The sequence below is a fragment of the Streptomyces sp. NEAU-YJ-81 genome, from assembly GCF_017592595.1.
GTDB lineage: Bacteria > Actinomycetota > Actinomycetes > Streptomycetales > Streptomycetaceae > Streptomyces > Streptomyces hygroscopicus_B.
The window spans coordinates 25,393-43,825 of sequence record NZ_JAGFNO010000008.1; the positions used below are offsets into that span (position 1 = coordinate 25,393).

13 protein-coding genes and 1 pseudogene are annotated in these 18,433 nt (G+C 68.3%); 9 read left to right on the forward strand and 5 right to left on the reverse strand.

The annotated features are described in order from the left end of the window. Position 1: 1 nt before the first annotated feature. From J5X86_RS19555 to J5X86_RS51990, 4 genes are all read left to right on the forward strand, one after another. Positions 2-1,732 carry a CocE/NonD family hydrolase gene (locus J5X86_RS19555; RefSeq protein ID WP_208518070.1) on the forward strand — a complete coding sequence of 577 codons (1,731 nt, stop codon included), beginning with the start codon at positions 2-4 and terminating at the stop codon, positions 1,730-1,732. Between the two features lie 672 nt (positions 1,733-2,404). Then, entirely contained in the window at positions 2,405-3,910 is a 1,506-nt protein-coding gene (locus J5X86_RS19560) for an amidase (protein WP_243980866.1), read from the forward strand. A 423-nt stretch (positions 3,911-4,333) separates the two neighbouring features. After that, positions 4,334-4,771, forward strand: a complete 438-nt coding sequence (locus tag J5X86_RS19565) for an HIT family protein (protein ID WP_208518071.1) — start codon at positions 4,334-4,336, stop codon at positions 4,769-4,771. Positions 4,772-4,819: 48 nt separating this feature from the next. Beyond that, positions 4,820-4,948 carry a hypothetical protein gene (locus tag J5X86_RS51990; protein ID WP_279595256.1) on the forward strand — a complete coding sequence of 43 codons (129 nt, stop codon included), beginning with the start codon at positions 4,820-4,822 and terminating at the stop codon, positions 4,946-4,948. Between the two features lie 669 nt (positions 4,949-5,617). On the opposite strand, the gene J5X86_RS19570 is transcribed toward J5X86_RS51990, so the two are convergent. After that, positions 5,618-6,994, reverse strand: a complete 1,377-nt coding sequence (locus J5X86_RS19570) for an FAD-binding oxidoreductase (RefSeq protein WP_208518072.1) — start codon at positions 6,992-6,994, stop codon at positions 5,618-5,620. A gap of 124 nt (positions 6,995-7,118) precedes the next feature. Between J5X86_RS19570 and J5X86_RS19575 the strand changes: the two genes are divergently transcribed. Then, positions 7,119-7,733, forward strand: coding sequence for a TetR/AcrR family transcriptional regulator (locus tag J5X86_RS19575; RefSeq protein ID WP_208518073.1), 615 nt, complete (start codon positions 7,119-7,121; stop codon positions 7,731-7,733). Here J5X86_RS19575 and J5X86_RS19580 read toward each other — a convergent pair. Then, complete coding sequence (locus J5X86_RS19580; RefSeq protein ID WP_243980868.1) at positions 7,693-8,127, reverse strand: hypothetical protein; 435 nt, start codon at positions 8,125-8,127, stop codon at positions 7,693-7,695. The genes J5X86_RS19575 and J5X86_RS19580 overlap by 41 nt on opposite strands. A gap of 181 nt (positions 8,128-8,308) precedes the next feature. Here J5X86_RS19580 and J5X86_RS19585 point away from each other — a divergent pair, with 181 nt between their 5' ends. Next, positions 8,309-9,109: an SDR family NAD(P)-dependent oxidoreductase gene (locus tag J5X86_RS19585; protein ID WP_208518074.1), complete on the forward strand. Its 801-nt coding sequence runs from the start codon at positions 8,309-8,311 to the stop codon at positions 9,107-9,109. Between the two features lie 341 nt (positions 9,110-9,450). Here the strand turns inward: J5X86_RS19585 and J5X86_RS19590 are convergent, their stop codons facing one another. Next, positions 9,451-11,343 (reverse strand): S9 family peptidase, encoded by a 1,893-nt coding sequence (locus tag J5X86_RS19590; protein WP_208518075.1) that lies wholly within the window; start codon positions 11,341-11,343, stop codon positions 9,451-9,453. Between the two features lie 427 nt (positions 11,344-11,770). On the opposite strand from J5X86_RS19590, the gene J5X86_RS19595 reads away from it, so the two are divergent. Together J5X86_RS19595 and J5X86_RS19600 are read left to right on the forward strand one after the other, a co-directional pair. Continuing rightward, on the forward strand, positions 11,771-12,424 hold the full coding sequence (locus tag J5X86_RS19595) for a GPP34 family phosphoprotein (RefSeq protein WP_208518076.1): 654 nt from the start codon (positions 11,771-11,773) through the stop codon (positions 12,422-12,424). A gap of 686 nt (positions 12,425-13,110) precedes the next feature. After that, positions 13,111-14,331: a DMT family transporter gene (locus tag J5X86_RS19600; RefSeq protein WP_208518077.1), complete on the forward strand. Its 1,221-nt coding sequence runs from the start codon at positions 13,111-13,113 to the stop codon at positions 14,329-14,331. 126 nt (positions 14,332-14,457) lie between these two features. Here the strand turns inward: J5X86_RS19600 and J5X86_RS19605 are convergent, their stop codons facing one another. Both J5X86_RS19605 and J5X86_RS19610 read right to left on the reverse strand, forming a co-directional pair. After that, on the reverse strand, positions 14,458-15,987 hold the full coding sequence (locus J5X86_RS19605; protein WP_208518078.1) for an AMP-binding protein: 1,530 nt from the start codon (positions 15,985-15,987) through the stop codon (positions 14,458-14,460). 371 nt (positions 15,988-16,358) lie between these two features. Next, on the reverse strand, positions 16,359-16,928 hold the full coding sequence (locus J5X86_RS19610) for a TetR/AcrR family transcriptional regulator (protein ID WP_208518079.1): 570 nt from the start codon (positions 16,926-16,928) through the stop codon (positions 16,359-16,361). Between the two features lie 428 nt (positions 16,929-17,356). Between J5X86_RS19610 and J5X86_RS19615 the strand changes: the two are divergent. Continuing rightward, a pseudogene (locus tag J5X86_RS19615) lies at positions 17,357-18,324 on the forward strand (NADP-dependent oxidoreductase). Positions 18,325-18,433 lie beyond the last annotated feature (109 nt).

Sequence of the window (18,433 nt, forward strand, 5' to 3'; positions counted from 1 at the left end):
CATGCGAGACCAACCCGCCGAGGTGGACGGGATCACGATCGACTGGGACGCCCCGATCCGCGTCAGCGACGGCACGGTTCTGCGCGCAGACGTGTTCCGTCCGACGGAGCCGGGCGACTACCCCGTGATCCTGGCGATGGGCCCCTACGGAAAGGGGCTGCACCTGGCCGACGGCTACCCGGCCAACTGGCGGCGCATGCATGAGGCGTACCCGGAGGTGGCGAACGGGTCGACGGGTCGCTACCAGAACTGGGAGATGGCGGACCCCGAGAAGTGGGTCCCCGATGGATATGTGTGTGTTCGTGTCGACTCCCGGGGCAGCGGACGGTCCCCGGGCTTCTTGGACGTCTTGACCGCGCTCCAGGCTCGTGACCTCTACGAGTGCATCGAGTGGGCCGGGCAGCAGGAGTGGAGCAACGGGAAGGTCGGCCTCCTCGGTATCTCCTACTTCGCGGCCAACCAGTGGCAGGTGGCCGCCCTGCGGCCACCTCATCTCGCGGCGATCTGTGTATGGGAGGGCTTCGCCGACCACTATCGCGAGGGTGCGCGCCATGGCGGAATCGCGTGCGAGTTCGTCAAGGGAGCGCAGGCACGCCAGATGTTCACCGTCCAGTACGGCATGGGTAGCCGGGGACCGACCGACCGCAACACCGGCCGTCCCGTCGCTGGTGACGTCGATCTCGATGACGATGTCCTGCGGCAGAACCGGCGCGACCTCTACGCGGAGCTCCTTGCGCGCCCGGTGAACGGAGAGTTCTATCAGGAGCGCTCCGCCGATCTGTCCCGGATCGAAGTGCCCTTGCTGTCGGCTGGCAACTGGGGCGGGATGGGACTGCACACGCGCGGAAACGTAGAGGGGTTCCTGGCAGCCGGATCCGAGCTCAAGTGGCTCGAGATGCACGGGGACACCCACTTCAATCCGTTCTACAACGATCGCGGGCTCGGGCTGCAGAAGCAGTTCTTCGGCACATTCTTGAAGGGGGAACAGAACGGCTGGCTGGATCGGCCGCCCGTCGAGCTTCTCGTGCGCCATCCAGGAGAGAGGTTCGAACCGCGATTCGAGCAGGAGTGGCCGATCGCACGGACCGAGTGGACCGAATTCCATCTGTGTCCGGAGACCATGGAGTTGCGCACCTCGCCGGGCGCCTCGGGCACGTTGAGCTACCAGCCGGAGCACGAAGACCTGCGCTTCAGGCTCCCGCCTGCCGGTCACGATCGAGAGTTCACCGGTCCAGCCGCAGCGAAACTGCGGATCTCGTCCGCCACGGCCGACGCTGATCTCTTCTTGAGCCTGAGGCTCTACGACCCGCAGGGCACCGAGGTCACGTTCATCGGGTCCAACGACCCGAAGGTGCCGATCGCGTTGGGATGGCTCCGCGCCTCCCATCGGCGACTCGACACCGACAGGTCCGAACCCTATCGACCGGTGCACAGCCACGACACCATCGAGTTCCTCGTCCCCGGCGAGCCCGTCGACGTCGACATCGAGATATGGCCGACGAGCATCGTGGTCCCGGCCGGCTACGTCCTCGAGCTGGGCATCGGTGGTCGCGACTACAGCAACCAAGGTACGGAAATCGAGAACGCGATGTACCCGACGACGGGCGTCGGCCCCTTCATCCACACCGACCCGGAGGATCGTCCATCAGAGATCTTCGGCGGCACGGTCACCCTGCACTTCGGTCCCGATGTGACGTCGTACCTGCTGCTCCCGGCGATCCCGGCTCCGTGAGCAGTCGCTAGGCGGATCTGCGCGCACAGCGGATGGCGACTGTAAGGAAGTGACGAGGTGGACAGCTTCCGCTGGCGACGCAGATCCGTGGGCCCTGTGGGTCCGGAGCACCAGCCAACGGTAAACGGGTACCTCGGCGACACCGTCGCGGAGGTACCCGTCGTCGTGAACCGCCGGGCGTGCCGGGTGGCGCGGGTGCGGGTCGTCGGACGCCGATGCCCGAGGACCTGCGCGAGTACGTCCCGGACGACGGTGAGGGTCAGGTGCCAGGTCGGGGTTGGGAAGGCCAGACCGCGCGAAATGGCGCGCATCAGCCGCAGCCCACTGACGACGTCAACTCGGCATCGCAAGACGGCGGACGGGCCTACGCCGGCCCGGCAGCCGGACACCCCTTCTGCCTCCGGTCAGCCTGAGCTTCATCGCGTGCCCGCGTCCGATGCTGCGCCCAGAACTCGGCGTGGTGTGATTCCGGTATCCATGAGCTTGACTGTGCCGTTGCGGCACAGTGTTGACTCAGGTCAGGGCTGATCAACATCGCTACGCAGTGTCTGACGCGGTCGTGACCGGCCGGCCGAGACCTGCGTGAGGCCGTGGCCGGGACGCCGATGACCGAGGCGTGACGTTGGACATGCCGCGGACCGGCCCCCTTATCGCTCTGATGGGAACACTCGTATGGGTATTACTTGGGATGAGTACCGGGAGCACGACGCCGTCGGGCTGGCCGGGCTGGTGAAGTCCGGGGCGGTGAGCCCGGTTGAACTGCTCCAGGCGGCGATTGACCGTGCCGATGCCGTCGAACCGACGATCAACGCGATCCGCCACCGACTCGACGACGACGCCCTTGCCCGCGCTCGCGGCCCGCTGTCCGGGCCGTTCGCCGGCGTCCCGTTCCTGATCAAAGACTTGGGCCAGCATCTCGCCGGGGTTCCGACCGGCAGTGGGAATCGGTCACTGGCACGCTTCCCGCGCCCGGAGACGTCCACGGTGGTACAGCGTTGGCTCGACGCCGGTCTGGTCGTGTTCGGCCGGACCGCGACCCCCGAGTTCGGTGCTCGGGCGATAACCGAGCCGGTCGCGGGGGGCCCGACCCGCAACCCCTGGGACCTGTCGCGGACGCCCGGTGGCAGCTCCGGCGGGTCCGCGGCGGCCGTCGCGGCCGGGGTCGTCCCGGTCGCGGGCGGGAACGACGGCGGGGGCTCCATCCGGATTCCGGCTGCGGCCTGTGGGCTGTTCGGGCTCAAGCCGGGGCGTGGCGTCGTCCCGTCCGGGCCGGACGTCGACGAGGTCTTCCACGGCGCCGCGGTGCAGGGCGTGCTGTCGCGCACGGTCCGTGACTCCGCCGCGATGCTCGACGTGCTGGCCGGCTCCGCACCGGAGGGCCCGTACCGGGTGGCTCCGGCGGAGCGTCCGTACGCCGACGCCGTCGTCGACGCCCCGCGCCCGCTGCGGATCGGGCTGACCACGGTGTCCTCGCTCGGCGGACCGGTTGATCCGCAGGCGGCCACTGCGGTTCGGGACGCGGGGGAGCTGCTCACCGGACTCGGACACGTCGTGGAGGAATCCGCCCCGGCCATCGACGGGCAGCGCCTGGCCACCGACTTCCTCACGACCTGGTACGCGATGGTCGCCGCCGAGGTCACCGCCGCACGGGAGTTCACCGGCTGTGCCGAGGACGACTTCGAGATCGAGACCCGGATCATGGCTGCGATCGGCCGGAGCCTTTCGGCGCCGAGATATCTGGCCACGCAGTCCCGCTGGCACCAGCACACCCGGGCGCTGGCCGCGTTCCACGAGCGCTACGACATGCTGCTCACCCCGACCACGGCCCGGCCGGCGTGGCCGATCGGCGAGTTCGATCTCGCCTTGCCGGTCCGGCTCGCCACACGGAGGCTGCTGGCTGCCCGGCTCGGCGGTGTGCTGGGCCGGATGAACCTCGTCGAGAAACTGGCCACCGCGAACCTCGAGCCCGCGCCCTTCACCCAGCTGGCGAACGTGACCGGGCGTCCGGCGTCGTCGGTGCCGCTGTACCGGACGTCGAGTGGGCTGCCGCTCGGTATCCAGTTCGTCGGGCGCCCGGGTTCGGAGTTCGAGCTGCTGGCACTGGCCGCGCAGCTGGAGCGGGCGTGGCCGTGGGCGCATCTCTGGCCGTCGTTGCCCGATTCGCCGTCCGCGGCCTGACGTCTCTCTTGGCACGGACAAAAATGCGTACATCCACTCATTCTTGGAATTCTTCTGGCTGATTGCTGATCGAGCGGTGCCGGACTCACCCGATCACGCGCGTGGTTGCGGAGGTGAGGAGCTTGGCCACGGTTCGCCGCGCGCTGCTTTCGTACGGCGTCCGGCTCCGCCCCGTCGTATGCCAACCGGGCCACCCGAGAAGGGGGTGCGTGCTGCCAGCCGCGGGGGGCACGACGTGCGCCGATCTCCGGGGTGGTCCGGGCTGCGTCGGACTTGGTCATCTGTGCTCAGGGCATTGCGATGGACGCCTTGGGCGGTTTATCGGGCCAGCCATGCAGACAGCCTTCGAGGCCATTCTGGACGACCCGCAGTTTCCGATCCCCGAGCAATATGGACGCTGCTTTGTGTGACAGAATGTCACGTATGACTACTTTGTTCTCACGCATTATCGCTGGCGAGCTGCCCGGGCGCTTCGTCTGGCAGGATCCGGAGATCGTCGCTTTTCTGTCCATCGCTCCGTTGCGGCCTGGTCACACTCTTGTTGTGCCGCGGCGTGAGGTCGACCGGTGGACGGACGCTGACGGGACCCTCCTGGCGCGTTGCTTCGAGGTAGCCCAGGCCATTGGGCAAGGGGTGCAGCGGGCTTGGAAGGCTCCGCGCGCCGGCCTCGTCATCGCAGGCTTTGAGGTACCGCATTTGCATATACATGTCGCGCCGGTCTGGGACATGTCCGACTTTGATTTCAGCAAAGCCAAGGAGGAGGAGGATCAGTCAGCTATGGACGAAGCCGCAGCAAAGCTCCGTGCCGCCCTGCTGGAACTCGGTTATGAACAGGCAGGGGACTTCGGCCCCGGAGTGTGAACCGGAACTCGTGCGAGCTCCCAGACCGCTGGCGAAGATCTGCTCGGCGTGGTTGTTGAGCCCGTAGCCGAGGTGGACATCGACACGGTGGCCGAGCGGATAGCCCGTGAGCTCAAGGAGGCAGGTGCGATGTGCTGGAGCCCCGAACTGGCCGCCGCCCGGGCCCGCGTTCCCTGAGCTCGACTCTGTCGGGCATCGTGAGGCTCTCGAGGCCGGCTTCGTTGAGCGTGCCGAAGGCTGGCTTGCGGTAGTCGCGGATTGTCCCCTCGACGCCCTCGGGCGAGGTGGCCTCCGGCTCCGCCACGCCGAGTCGGCGGTCGAGGGCGACGCCACGGTGCCGGCGCTCTTGGGCGAGCGCTGCTCGTCGGCCTGGTGCAGGAGGCGGGTGCGGGCTTTCTCGGCCTCGGGCAGGCGCGCGGCCTGCTTGTGTCCGCCGGGACAAGGGCGGCAGCTTGGAAGCCAGTTGCTCCGGGGCGGCGGGGGGCGAGGGTGTCCGGGCACTGCGGTGATGGCCGCGTCGTACACCTTGGCGGCGCGGCCCTTGACCCGGAGGTCACCGATTGTGGCCGGACTGAAGGCCGGCAGTGGGAAGACATCGCCGATCTGCGTCTCTCACACGTGCTGTAAGGCGTCGAACGTGCGCGGCCCGGCGCCCGAGCTGGTGGAGTCCAGGAGGGAACGCACCGCGCGACCCGTCGACCTTCGCTCCAGTGCTGTTCACCGTCTGCCCGTCCCCTCCACGTGGTGCTCCGGCACCGGTGTCAGCGCCGCTGGGCTCCGGAGACAGGCTCACAACCGGTTATTGCGGAGCCCGAAGCGATGGCCGACAATGACAAGACGCGGACCTCAGACGGACGGGACCGGCAGGGGAATAGCGCGGAACACCCCATCAGGGTCGAATCGGTGCTTCGCCGCGAGCAGCCGTTCGGTGTTCGGTCCGTAAGCGTGTGCGATCTGCTGGGTCTCGTCGGGCCCCAGCAGGTTGGGGTAACCGCCCGGCATCGCCTCGGATTCCAGCACCGCGGAAACGTCACGTGCCCATGCGCGGTGTTCCGGCTCCCGGGGGTCGCCCGGTTCCCAGCGGGCGATGGTCTCCACCATGAGATGGGGAGTGCGGTTTCCGAATGCCGTGTCTGTCGCGGGTATCCGGGACGCGATGCCGTGCAGGCTGTGGAGGGAGACGGCGGACAGCGGCGAAGTCAAAGTGTCACCCGCGTCGAGGAGCGCTGCCCGCGCAGCGGAAGTGAGCGCGGGGACCGTCCGCGTGCGGATCTCGACGTGCTTGCCGTACGGGAACATCGCGTCGGTGCTCGCCAGCATGTCGTGACCGGTGGTGGGGCCGAGTTGAGCGACCAGAGGCTCACCGAGGGCGGTGAGCCGCGCCAGCGTTTCCTCGCCGGCTCGGGCGTCGTCGCCGCTCCACGTCGGCATGACGAACACGGCGGGCGCTCCGTCCGGGCCGGCGAGGACGCCGCACTGCACGGTCAGCTCGTCGCGCCCTTCGGGCACGAACTCCGCCAGCCGGGCCAGCACCGCGGACGCCTGCGCCCAGGGGAACAGGATGGTGCCGGACAGGAGCGTCGGCGTCCGGTGGAGCTGGACGCGCATCGCGGTGACCAGGCCGAAATTGCCGCCGCCGCCGCGCAGCGCCCACAGCAATTCGGGCTCCCGCTCGGCATCGGCCGTGACCAGTGAGCCGTCGGCGAGCACTACGTCCGCGGACAGCACGTTGTCCAGCGCGAGCCCGAACCGGCCGCTCAACGGTCCGTAGCCGCCGCCGAGGCTCAGGCCCGCCATGCCGACGGTGCCGACGGTGCCGGTCGCCGCGGTCAGGCCGAAGGGCCGGGCAGCGCGGGCGAGGTCGGCGCCGGTCGCTCCTCCGGCCACCTCGGCCACCGCTGTGTCCGGGTCCACCCGCACTTCACGCATGCCGGACAGGTCAATGGTCAGACCGCCGTCGGTCAGCGCCCGGCCGGCCCAGTCATGTCCGCCGCCGCGCACCGAGAGCGGGACGCCGTGCTCCTGGGCGGCCAGGACTGCCGCCCGGGCGTCGGCGGGGGTGGCGCAGCGGACGACCACGTCGGGGCGGTGTGCGACCGCGCCGTTCCACACGTTCACGCCGGCGTCGTAGGCGGACCCGGAGGTGACGACCTGGCCGTTGTCGATCGTGCGGCGGAGGGCGTCGGCCAGGCGGTCGATCCGTTTGTCCGTCGATGTGGTCACGAGCTGCCTTTGTCTCGGAGAGGGGTAGGTGACGTGTTCAGAATATGACTCTGTTCATCAGAGTCAATCTCTGATGAACAACTGAACGCTCTGAACTCGGCTTAAACGCTATGCTCACCAGGCCATGACGTCATCGCCCACGAGCCGCCGCGCCGAGTACGCGGAAGCCACCCGCGCCGCCATCGTCGACGCCGCCCGCCAACTCTTCGCCCAGCAGGGATACTTCGCGACCACCGTCGAGGACATCGCCAAAACCGCCAGGGTCGCGCCCGCGACCGTCTACGCGGTCGGCGGCGGCAAGCAGGGGTTGATCAGCACGCTCGTCGACCTGTGGAGCCAGGCCCCGATCGTCGAGGAGACACAACGCCGCCGGGCGGAACTCACAGACACGGACGAGATCCTGCGGAACGCGGCCGCCACCGTGCGGAGCATGCGCGAGGAGTACGGGGACATCATGCGGGTGGCGTTGGCCACCGCCCCGCACCACGCCGCGGTCGCCGAGGGTCTGCGCGTCGCGACCGGGCGGTACCGGGATGCAGTCGCCGCCCTCGCCAGGCGGCTGGACGAGGTCGGCGGCCTGCACCCCGACTGCACGGTGGAGCAGGCGACCGACGTGCTGTGGTTCTACCTCGGCTACGCGGGCTTCTTCACGTTGGTCGACGACAGCGGCTGGACCTTCGACCAAGCCGAACACTGGCTCACCCGACAAGCCGGTGCGGCCCTGCGCGCGGCACCCTGAGACCACAGGTACCGGTCGCGCACCGACGACGTGGTTGGCCCGCCGTCGTAGACCATCCGGTCAGGCAGCCGAAATCGCGGCCCCCGACATCGTGCCGGGCCCAAAGACGTCGGAAGCTCTCGCTGCGCAGGGACAATTCGCTTACCAGCGCCTCCAGGTCCGGATCGTCGACCTCCGTGCCGGCCAGCTCGCGCAGGCAGGCCACGAAGTCCTGACGCGGATCCGGTTCGACCAGGAAGTTGTCCGGCTCCAAGAACACGGTTCGGACGAGGTTGGTTCCCGGTGTGTGCGCGGGGGAGAGGGCCTGGGCCAGCGGATTCGCCGCCAGCACCAGGAAGGTATGAGTCTGTACGAACGCGGGCGTCGCCGGCCAGGAGTCGATCAGCCGGGCCAAGGTGGGAGACACCCGATGGCGGTGAGCATGCCGGCGCGAACGCGGGACAGAGTTGGCGAGCGCGAACAAGTGCGTGGTCGCGGACTCGTCGAGCCGTAGAGCCTGGGCGAGCCTCGGCTGCGACGCGGGATCTAGCGTCGGGTCCATGGCAGCAGAAACACTTGACGGCCTGACCGCCGTCGTGACCGGCGCCAGTTCCGGCGTCGGCGCGGCCGCGGCACGGCGGATGGCCGCGATGGGTGCGTCCGTCGTCGTCGTGGGCCGTGCGGTGACCAGAACCCGTGCTGTCGCCGACGAAGTCGGTGGCACCGCCCTTCCCGCGGACTTCGCGCGCTTCAGCGAGGTGCGCGAACTCGCTCAGCACCTGATCTCCCGTGTACCGCGGATAGACATCCTGGTCAACAACGCCGGCATCGTCTCGCCCAAGCGGAAAACGACGTCAGACGGTCATGAATTGACCGTGCAGGTCAATTTCCTATCTCCCTTCCTGCTGACATCGCTTCTCTGGGAGAAGCTCCTGCAGGCCCCCTCCGCCCTTGTCATCAACACCAGCTCCAGCCTCTACCGGTTCGGCAAGCTCGGCCCGGACGATCTGGATCAGAATCGGAGCCGTTACGGGCAGATGCGCTCGTACAACGCCTCGAAGCTGGCAAGTGTCGTACATGCCGCCGAGATCAACCGCCGGGCACCGGACACGATGACCGCTGTTGCGTTCCACCCTGGCAGTGTCCGCTCCGGCCTCGACCGCGACTCCGCACTGGTCACGGCAGCAAAGGCAAGCCTGATCGGTCGGCGCCTGACGCGGTCACCGGAGGAGGGCGCCGAGCCGATCATCAGAATCGCCACCACCGACCGCAGCAAACTGAGAGACGTCTTCTACAACCGGCTTGAGCCGGAGCCACTGCGCACCCCTGCCGCGGACGCGGATCTCGGTGCCCGGCTGTGGCAGCGGGCCCACGAGCTCACCGACGCATCGACATAACAGTCCCTACTGAGACGACGTCCTATCCGGCAGATCCTGGGTCGCGGTGGTGAACCGTATGGCCATCGGCGACTTACCCGTGGCCCCGTACGCGATAGGTCCGCGGCGACGGGGCCGGCCTCCCTGACGGAGCGGGCGCTGGCTCCGTTCCGGCTCGCCGAGGCTCCCTCAGGCGCTCGCACCTCGCGCTTTCCCGCCCCCGCTTCCCACAGCACCTCCGCAGCCGCTGGGCAGAGCATCCGCTGATGGCGGCCGCGGAGACTGCGGCCTCGGGCTGCGGGTCCTCACGGATTTCCGACCGCCGACCGCCGACCGCCGACCGCCACGGCCCGGACGGCGGTTTACGTCGCGTCCCGGCCGTGTCCGAGATGCTCGTCCAAGAAGCGCTCCACGGCGCGGTACAAAGCGATCAAGTTCTCCGGGTTCTCGACGGAGTGCCCTTCGTCCGCCATGAGCATGTACTCGACCGGAACCCCCCGTGCCCGGAGGGCCTGGACCATGTTGTCGGATTCTGCCTGTGCTACCCGGGCGTCATTGGCGCCCTGGGCGATGAGCAGCGGTGTACGGACCTGGTCCACCCGGCTGATCGGTGAGCGGGCCAGCATGTCGGCCTCCTGCTGCGGATCCGCGGGGTCGCCGACCCAGCGGAACCAGTTGGCGGCAAGGGCCGGCCGGACGAACTCCGGCTGACTGCGCATGAAGCTGGCGAGGTCGGAGACTCCGAAGATGTCCACCGCGGCGGCGAAGACATCGGGGGTGAAGGTGACTCCGACCAGTGCCGCATAGCCCCCGTAGGAGCCGCCCAGGATCGCCACCCGGTCCGGGTCCGCGTATCCCTGCTCGATGGCCCAGTTCACACCGTCGATCAGGTCGTCGTGCATTTTGCCGGCCAGCTCCCCGATGCCGGCCTTCATGAACGACTTGCCGTACCCCGTGGAGCTGCGGAAGTTCACCTGAAGCACCGCGTAGCCCCGGTTGGCCAGCAGTTGGACGAGAGGGTTGAATCCCCAACTGTCCCGGTCCCAGGGACCGCCGTGCACGAGCAGGACCAGCGGCAGTCGGTGCGGCTCTGTCCCGATTGGCAGTGTCAGGTGGGAGGGGAGTGCGAGACCGTCCCGAGCGGTGAACGTCACCGGTGTCATCGGCGCCAGCTGCTCGGGATCCAGGTGACCACGGGGCCGGAACAGCAGGCGACTCTCGCCCGAGGAGTGGTCGTAGAAGTATGTGGCCCCGGGATCGCGGTCGTCGGTGAAGCTGACGACCCACCGCTGCTCGCTCTCGTCGGACGAGATGGAGGCCAGGTCGCCCTCGGACAGGTTCCTCAGGTTCTCCAGGACCTCGGCGAAGTGCGGGTCCAGTGCGTGGATCACCTGTCGTTCCCCGAGGTAGCGAACTCCGATGAGCTCGCCGGTACGCCGGCTGAAGATGAGAGGCGAGGGCAGTGCGGGAAAGACACGGGCTCGTGTGTCCAGGTCGTACTGCGGGTGGGAGTCGACCTCCGTCTCCTCGCCGGTTGCTGTATCCATCCTGGCCAGGCGGAGTCTGTCCGAGCCCCGGTTCGAACCGAAGAGCACGCCGCCGGCGTCGGGGGTGACCTCCAGCGGATAGACGCCCAGCGGATAGTCCGCACCGTCGAACTGCGCGATGTGGCGCAACGTCTGCGTGGCCTCGTGCCGACGCGAGAGCCGGAGGTCGCCCTGTTCGGTGACGTCGATGGTGAAGGGGTCTCCGCTGCCGCCATAGAAGAGGGTGGTGGCAGCGCCTTCGGTGTTCTCCGCGAGGGTCCGCAGGTCACCGGTGGCGATGTCCAGTTCGAAGAGGTCGAACGCAGCGGGGTTCCGGCTGTTCAAGGAGAACACCGCCTTACCCGGCCGCGCGGCGGGCAGCTTCAGATCCATGATGCGTGCGCCGGGGAAGGGGGTCAGGTCGGTCGCCGCTGCGTCGGGGTCTTCGAGGTCGACGCGGTACAGGTGGCGGTTCTCGTCGCCCCCCTGGTCCCGGGTATAGAGCAGCCACCTCGGATCGTCGGTCCAGTGGTAGCTCAGCAGGTTGCGGTCCTCGGAGGTGACCCGCTGGGCGTCCCCGGGCGTGTCGACACTCTCGATCCACAGGTTCAGGTGGTTCTCCCAAGGAGCCAGGTACGCGATCTTGGTGCCGTCCGGCGAGAGGGAGGCTCTCGAACGGACGGGAGGGGCGAAGAACTCCTCGACGCTGATGGTCTTCGGCAATGCCATGTCGGTCCTTCCTGTGGCTGTGCCCGACAGCGAGTGGTGAGGCCCCGCGACTGAACGGCAGGGGCTCTAGGTGGATCCGCAGCCTCCGGGCCGCGACCGGAGCTGTCACTTAATGACATTGTCATTAAGTGACAGTCATAGCAAGTGCGCCACACGCTGAGCCGCCCGCGCGGCGACGGTCAATGCGTGGCGCAGATCACGCATGCGAGGGGTGGTCGAGGCGTGTCACTAAGTGTCAGACTTGCATTTAGTGACGCATTGGTGAAGCCGCTCACGGTGACCTCGTCAGCGCCTTCCCTGCAGGGGGAACCTCAGCCGGTGCTTTAACGGAACGCGCCCTTTGTGTGTCGCGCCACATCAGTTTGAACTGATGGCAAAGGGTGTCAATAGTCACCCCGTCCTGTTTCCACGCATTCAAGGAGTCCACATGGATCTCACGCTTCCCCAGCAGATCTACCTGTGCGCCTACGCCTTCGAAAAGAATAAGTTCCCGGCTACTCTTCTGCAGTTCCGCGGTCAGCGGCTGCGCGCTGCGGCCCTGGTCGAGTTGATCCTTGCGGGACAGGCTGAGACCGACGGACGCCACGTTCGCCCACTTGGAGACCTGCCACCGACCGACCCGTTTCTCGCCTCTGTTTGGGAAGAGCTGCGCAGGAGGCCGAAGCGCTGGATGCCACTGGTGCACAACGCTGCGCACAAGGCGGAGAAGCCGGTCGAAGACCAGTTGACGGCTGCTGGGATCATCGAAAAGAAGGCCGGCCGCACCTTGAGCCTGCTTACGGGGAGCAAGGTTGTCTTGCGGCGGGAAGAGGAGGCCCGAGCCGTGCAGCAAGCGTTGCGTACGCGGGTCACCACCACTCCCGACCCGTCCTCGCTGCCCCTGGCGCAAGTGGCACTGCCGGTGATCGCCCTGGAAAGCGACGCGACCATGGGGGTCGTACTGGACCGTCCCGAGCGCCGTAAGTACAAGCGCACGCTTGAGGAATTCGCCAGGACATTCGATCGAGGAATACCGGGCCTGCGCAAAGCCCTGACAAACTCGGTGCTTTCCAGTCGGTCTGTCGGCGGCGGGTGGAGCTGACCAAGTCAAACCTAAGAATGCGTGCGTCCTCACAACGCGAGCCCCAAGGGACCGGATCAACACGTTGCTTCACGGCCCCTGCGCCGTTGGTGTGGTATGCGCGTACCCGGCGAGGTTCGTGACCAACTTGCCATGGGATGCCCCGTTTTGTTCCCTCATCCGAATGAGCGGCAGCAGTGGCGGCGCTGGCCGCCGAGGCCCGGTTGCCGCGAAGGCAGGCTGTGAACCGGCCCCCATTCCCCCTGCTCGGCGTGGAGGGGCATCACCCGGCCACCCGTCACGGGTCCTCGTCCTCCCGTACACGAATGAACCGCGGCGAGCTTTTCCACGTTGAGACGAGCGACGCCAAGGACCGCACCCCCCGGTCACGCGCCACGCCACATTTCCTCCGCCGTTCTCACCATGCATCTGCTGCCCACGGGCCAACTGACCGCTGAGGACGAGTCAGCGGTGGCCCGCCCCACCTCTCTTCCGAAGCCTTCAGGGTTCGTTCCCCGCTACCCCGTCACCCCCCGTTTCGGGGACACAGAAGACATGTACTTAATAGTGAATACTGGACAGAAGTCGAACGACTTCACCACGCTCATGCCCTTGCCTTCGGGGCATACCGTTCATCTGCCGGACGGCGACCGCGAAGCCTCGGTGCCGGCCACGACCCGACCGACCGCGGCCGGCGGTGGGGGCGCGTGAAATCCAAAATCGATCCGCTGACCGTCGCGGCGATGGCGGTCGCCGTGGTCGCCATCTCGGCCACCGCCCCTCTCACCGCCGCCGCCTCCGCCGCGCCGCTCGCCATGGCCTTCTGGCGCAACGCCCTGGGCTTCGTCACGCTCGGGCCGTTCCTGCTGATACTGCGCCGCCGCGAGGTGGTGCGTGTCGCACGCGGTGAACGCGGCCTGCTGCGCCGGGGGCAGTGGCGGCCCCTGGCCTACGGCTTCCTCGCGGCCACGTCGCTCGCCCTCCACTTCGCGGCTTTCATGACGAGCACGCGGATGACCACGGTCGCCATGTCCACGGCACTCGTGGCCACTCAGCCCGTTTGGCAGGCCCTCATCGCCGCGGGCCAAGGCGTCCGGGTCGCTCGCAGGACCTGGGCGGGCCTGACGCTCGCCGTGGTGGGAGCGGCCGCGGCCGCCGGTCTCGACATACAGTCCGGCGGCGCGGCACTGATGGGCGATCTACTCGCCCTCGCCGGGGCCGTGGCTCAGGCCGGATACACCGCCCTGAGTCAAAAGGCTCGCACAGATATCAGTACCCCCATGTATTCGACGGTCACCTCGCTGGTCTGCGGCCTGGAACTCCTCGCCGTCTGCTGGCTGGCCGACATCCCACTCACAGGATTCGATACATCCACCCACCTGTCGCTGCTCGGGCTGCTCATCTTCCCCCAGCTTCTGGGGCTCGGCTCAATGAACTTCGCCCTCGGCAGGGCATCGGCAACGACGATGAGTGTCCTGCTGCTGCTGGAGACTCCGGTGGCCGCTCTCGCCGCATGGTGGCTGATGGGGCAAGGTGTCGAGCCCACATCCTTCCCCGGGCTCCTGCTGATCATCGTCGGCGTCACCGTCGTGATTACGAGCGGCGACGGGGAACAAGCCGCGCCACAGCAAGGCAAACGCCGCAAGGGAACACCGCCGTATCCGGACCACACCCCGTACATGCCACAACTACCGCCGACGACCGGTGGATTCACCACCGGTGAGCGGGAACCGGCCACGCCGCACCGAGCTTTCATGGCCGCCTGGCCGACGTCACCGGAACCTCAGCCTTTCGGGCACCATGCCAAACGGGATCCCAGAGTGGCATGGGCGGGACTCGGCACGGACGAGAATCCGACGATCACGCTCACCTATCACGGCGCCGGGGCCTTCGACACCGAGTATTCGGGCAGGCCGCAGGTGGAGTAAGTGCCTGATCGCCAAGTGCCACAGGCCGCTCAGCGGCCGTACTCCCTACTTCGGCCAGTCCGAGCTGGGCCACTGACGGCCCAGGACGAAAGCCTGTTCCTCGATGGAGAGCGGGCTGACCTCGTTTTACCTGTGCAGTCGCGTCCGCAGCAGCTTCTTGTCCGGCTTGCCTGCGTCCGTCAGCGGCAGTTGGTCGGCGAAGGTGATGCGCGTCGGTTCGTACATGGCTCCGCGCTGTTTGCGGACCATGGCCCGCAGTTCGCCTGCGTCCACCTCGGCCTCCGGGGCCCGCACCACCACCGCGTGCACCTGTTCCGTCCGGTCGCTGTCGGGCACGCCGAAGACCGCGCTCTGCAGTACCTGGGGGTGGGAGTTGAGGAGGTCCTCCAGTTCGGTGGTGTAGACGTGGCCGCCGACCACGACGATCATGTCCTTGATCCGGTCGACGATGGTCAAGTAGCCCTCGTTGTCCAGGAATCCGACGTCGCCGGTGTGCAGCCAGCCGTCCCGCAGTACCTCGGCTGTGAGTTCGGGCTGCTTCCAATAGCCCTGCATGACGTGCTGGGAACGGACGCAGATCTCGCCGTGTTCGCCGTGGGGCAGGTCGTGGCCGTCCGGGTCGCGGATGGCCACCTCGACGCCGTCGAGGACCCTGCCCGCGGAGCGCAGCCGTTCGGGGCGGTCCGGGTCGTGGTCCTGGGGCCCGAGGACGCTGATGCTGCCGGACTCGGTCTGGCCGTAGCCCTGCAGGAGGACGGGGCCGAAGCGGCGTATCGCATCGGCGATGCGGGCCGGGGACGCCTGGCAGCCGCCGTACATCAGCTGACGCAGGCTTGAGGTGTCGGTACGGCCCGCGTCCGGGTGATCCATGAGCCGGTACAGGAGCGGCGGCAGCAAGTAGAGGTGGGTGATGCGCTCGCGGTCGATCGCCGCGAGCACCTGGCCCGGGTCGAAGTCCTCCAGCAGTACCACGGTGCCGCCTTCGGCCAGCAGGTGGTCAGCGATCAGCCCGGCACCGTGCGCGAGGGTGGTGGCCACCAACTGCCGGGGCAGGGCGGCCTCTTCCCCGCGGGGCGTGCGGGGCATCCGGCCGGCCCTCTCGAAGCTGGTGCAGATGCCCTTGGGGTGGCCGGTGGTGCCGCCGGTGTGGCGGATGGAACAGATGTCCCCGGGGCGGGCCAGGCCCGATATCGGCTCAGCGGACTCGGCGGCAGCCAGCTCCAGCAGGTCGGTGCCCAGCTTGCTGACGCCGAGCGTCAGGACGTGCGGCACCGGGGCCCGGGCGATGACCTCGGCGGCCTGCTCGGCGTGAGCGGGATCGACGATCAGCGCCTGGGTCTCCACGTCGCGCACGATGGCGGCCTGGGCGTCGGCGGAGAGCTTGTTGTAGAGGTGGTTGACCTGGCAGCCGACCAGGTTGGCGGCATAGCGGGCGGCCAGGGCCTCGGGGAGATTGCCGCTGAGCAGCGTCACGGTCTGCCCGCGCCCAAGGCCCTGGGTGCGCAGTGCGTGTGCCAACCGGTGGACCAGGTCGCGGAGTTGCCCGGCGGTGATCCGTCGGCCTTGGTGAACCAGCGCCTCGTGTGCGGGTGCGGCCCCGAGCGAATCCAGGATGTCATCCACGAACGAGCGGAAAGGCGGGGAAGTTACGGACATATCAATTTCCTCCTGATGTGCGTTGTGCTGTTCTTGCGCACTCACCCGACACGACGGCGAGCAGGGCGGGCGAGTGGCTGTGCTGGTGCATCACATCCGTCACTGCTCCGCCTGGCGAAGACCGAAGAGCTCCTGGTTCTCGGCCCGGTACAGGGCTCGCGGGCCGGGTGCTCCAGGAAGCGACGACCCGGGGCGGCGGGCTTGCCCGTGGTCTGCGCCGCCGAGGCCCCGAGGCCGACAGCGACGGTCGCCGCGACCGCGGTGGTGACAACGGCACCGGTGGTAACCGTGCGCCGGACGTTCGTTCTTGTCATTGCTTCCCTCATGATCTGTGAGCCCTGCCCACCCCCGGCGGGGGATGGGAGCAGCGGTCAGGCGGTGGTCCAGGTGCGGAGAAGGCGGTCGAGGGCATCGATGGTCCAGGTCCACGACTCGCCGGGATCGGGGCTGCTGTGGGCGTAGGATCCGGCGAGCTCCAGGTCGGTGAAGCCATGGAGGACGGCCCCGAGCAGGCGGACCGCATGGGTCTGCTCGGGCTCGGGCAGGCCGTAGCCGCGCAGGACGGCCCGCATCATCTGCGAGTGCCGCACCGCGGCGCTGGAGGCCGCGGTCTGCGAGTCGAGCTGGAAGCGGGAGGCTTGATACCGGCCCGGGTGCTGCCGGGCGTAGTCGCGGTACACGGCAGTGAGTGCGGCCAGGGCGTCCCTTCCGGAGCGCCCCGCCACCGCGTCGGCGGCCCGGTCGGCCATCTCCTCCAGGGCAAGCAGGCAGATGCGGGTCTTCAGATCCTGCGCGTTCGCCACATGGGCGTACAGACTCTGGACCTTCACGCCGACATGCCGGGCGAGGGCCGACGGGGTCACCTGGCCGAAGCCGATCTCGTCGGCCAGTTCGGCGCCGACCTGGGCCAGTCTGTCCAGGTTCAGTCCTGCTCGGGCCATGATGTGCTCCTCCGCTCCAACGAAGGCCATCATGCAATTGCCTGAAGCTTTCAGGCAAGTCGGTTCCCGGCCCCGCTTCCGCACCGCCGACGCCGCCGGGACCGTCGACTCGCCCGCGGGGCGCAGTCATCCAACCTGGCGACGCCATCCAGAGGTGGCCTCCGGGTTCTCGCCCTCAACACCCGGCATGGAGCAGAACGTCACTCTCAGTTACATGTCGCTTCGGCGTGGCTTCGGGGGCGCAGGGCCGACGGCTCCGCGGCCGGGGCCCTCGGAGCCGCGCCTCCGGCTGAACCGTCGGCGCCGTAGTCCCGTTGTTGCTCGCCAAAGGGCACACCCGGAGTCGGACAGGACCGGTCGGACCGGTCTGTCCTGGAATTGCATGAATAAATGTTGCATTTTCATTCATGAAGGCAAGGTAGGGCATTATGCGCGCAGCCCGCTTCCGTGCATACGGCGGAGCGGAGAGCCTGGTGATCGAGCAGGCCCCCGACCCCCACCCCGGAGCTGGTGAGATCTGTGTCCGCGTCGCGGCGGCCAGCGTCAATCCCATCGACTGGGAGCTGCGCACCGGCGCGCTGCAGCGGCTGGTTTCCCTGGACCTGCCCGCCATTCCCGGGCGCGAGGCCGTCGGCGTGGTCGACGAAATCGGTGCCGGAGTGCGGGGCATGCGCATCGGCGACCGTGTCTTCGGGCTGGGCGGTGTCACCGGCGCAACCGCGGAGCTGGCCATCCTCTCGGCCTGGGCCAAGCTCCCGCCACGTGGAACGATGAGCAGGCCGCGAGCGCCGGTCTGGTGTCCGTGACCGCGATGCGTGGACTGAACGCGCTCGGCTCCCTCACGGGGCGCACCCTTCTCGTCGAGGGCGCCGCCGGAGGCGTGGGGAGCGCCGCAGTCGAGATCGCTGTAGCGCAAGGTGCCACCGTGATCGGGACCGCCAGCGAATCCAACCATGAGTTCCTCACCTCTCTCGGCGCCGTTCCCGCCACCTACGGCCCCGGCCTCGCACAGCGCCTCACCGCTCTCGCTCCGCACGGCGTCGACATCGCCCTCGACACCACGGCCTCCGCCTCGCTGGACGACCTCGTCGCGATTACGGGCGACCCGACGCGCGTCGTGACGCTCGCCGACCAAGCGGGCGGGCAGCGCGTGGGCGCGCGTGTGTTAGGGGCGGACAACGACTCCACCCTCCTGTCCGCGGCCGCGGAACTGGGCCGGCAAGGCCGCTACACACCCCGTATCGAACAGACCTATCCCCTGGAGGAAATCGCCGACGCCCACGCGCACGCCGAGCGCGGACGCACACGCGGGAAGATCGTCGTCTGTATCCGAAGTGTGGGCACGGCCCAGGCGCGGTCGGCCCGCCACGGGATGACCCTTGTGAGCCGGCGCTGACTGCTCAGCGCTGGACGGCTGCCGCGAGGGTGTCGATGCGGTTCTCGTACCCCCGGCGGGCCTTGTGCGCTGCGTCCGGCGCGGTCGGGGCGCCCTGTGGGCCGCCGAG

What these genes read in the sequence shown, in the direction of transcription:
- J5X86_RS19610 (WP_208518079.1), bottom strand. Translation starts at nt 16,928, where the DNA reads ATGGCCCGAGCAGGACTGAACCTGGACAGACTGGCCCAGGTCGGCGCC.
- J5X86_RS19565 (WP_208518071.1), top strand. Translation starts at nt 4,334, where the DNA reads ATGACTACTTTGTTCTCACGCATTATCGCTGGCGAGCTGCCCGGGCGC.
- J5X86_RS19595 (WP_208518076.1), top strand. Translation starts at nt 11,771, where the DNA reads ATGGATCTCACGCTTCCCCAGCAGATCTACCTGTGCGCCTACGCCTTC.
- J5X86_RS19560 (WP_243980866.1), top strand. Translation starts at nt 2,405, where the DNA reads ATGGGTATTACTTGGGATGAGTACCGGGAGCACGACGCCGTCGGGCTG.
- J5X86_RS19575 (WP_208518073.1), top strand. Translation starts at nt 7,119, where the DNA reads ATGACGTCATCGCCCACGAGCCGCCGCGCCGAGTACGCGGAAGCCACC.
- J5X86_RS19590 (WP_208518075.1), bottom strand. Translation starts at nt 11,343, where the DNA reads ATGGCATTGCCGAAGACCATCAGCGTCGAGGAGTTCTTCGCCCCTCCC.
- J5X86_RS19555 (WP_208518070.1), top strand. Translation starts at nt 2, where the DNA reads ATGCGAGACCAACCCGCCGAGGTGGACGGGATCACGATCGACTGGGAC.
- J5X86_RS19605 (WP_208518078.1), bottom strand. Translation starts at nt 15,987, where the DNA reads ATGTCCGTAACTTCCCCGCCTTTCCGCTCGTTCGTGGATGACATCCTG.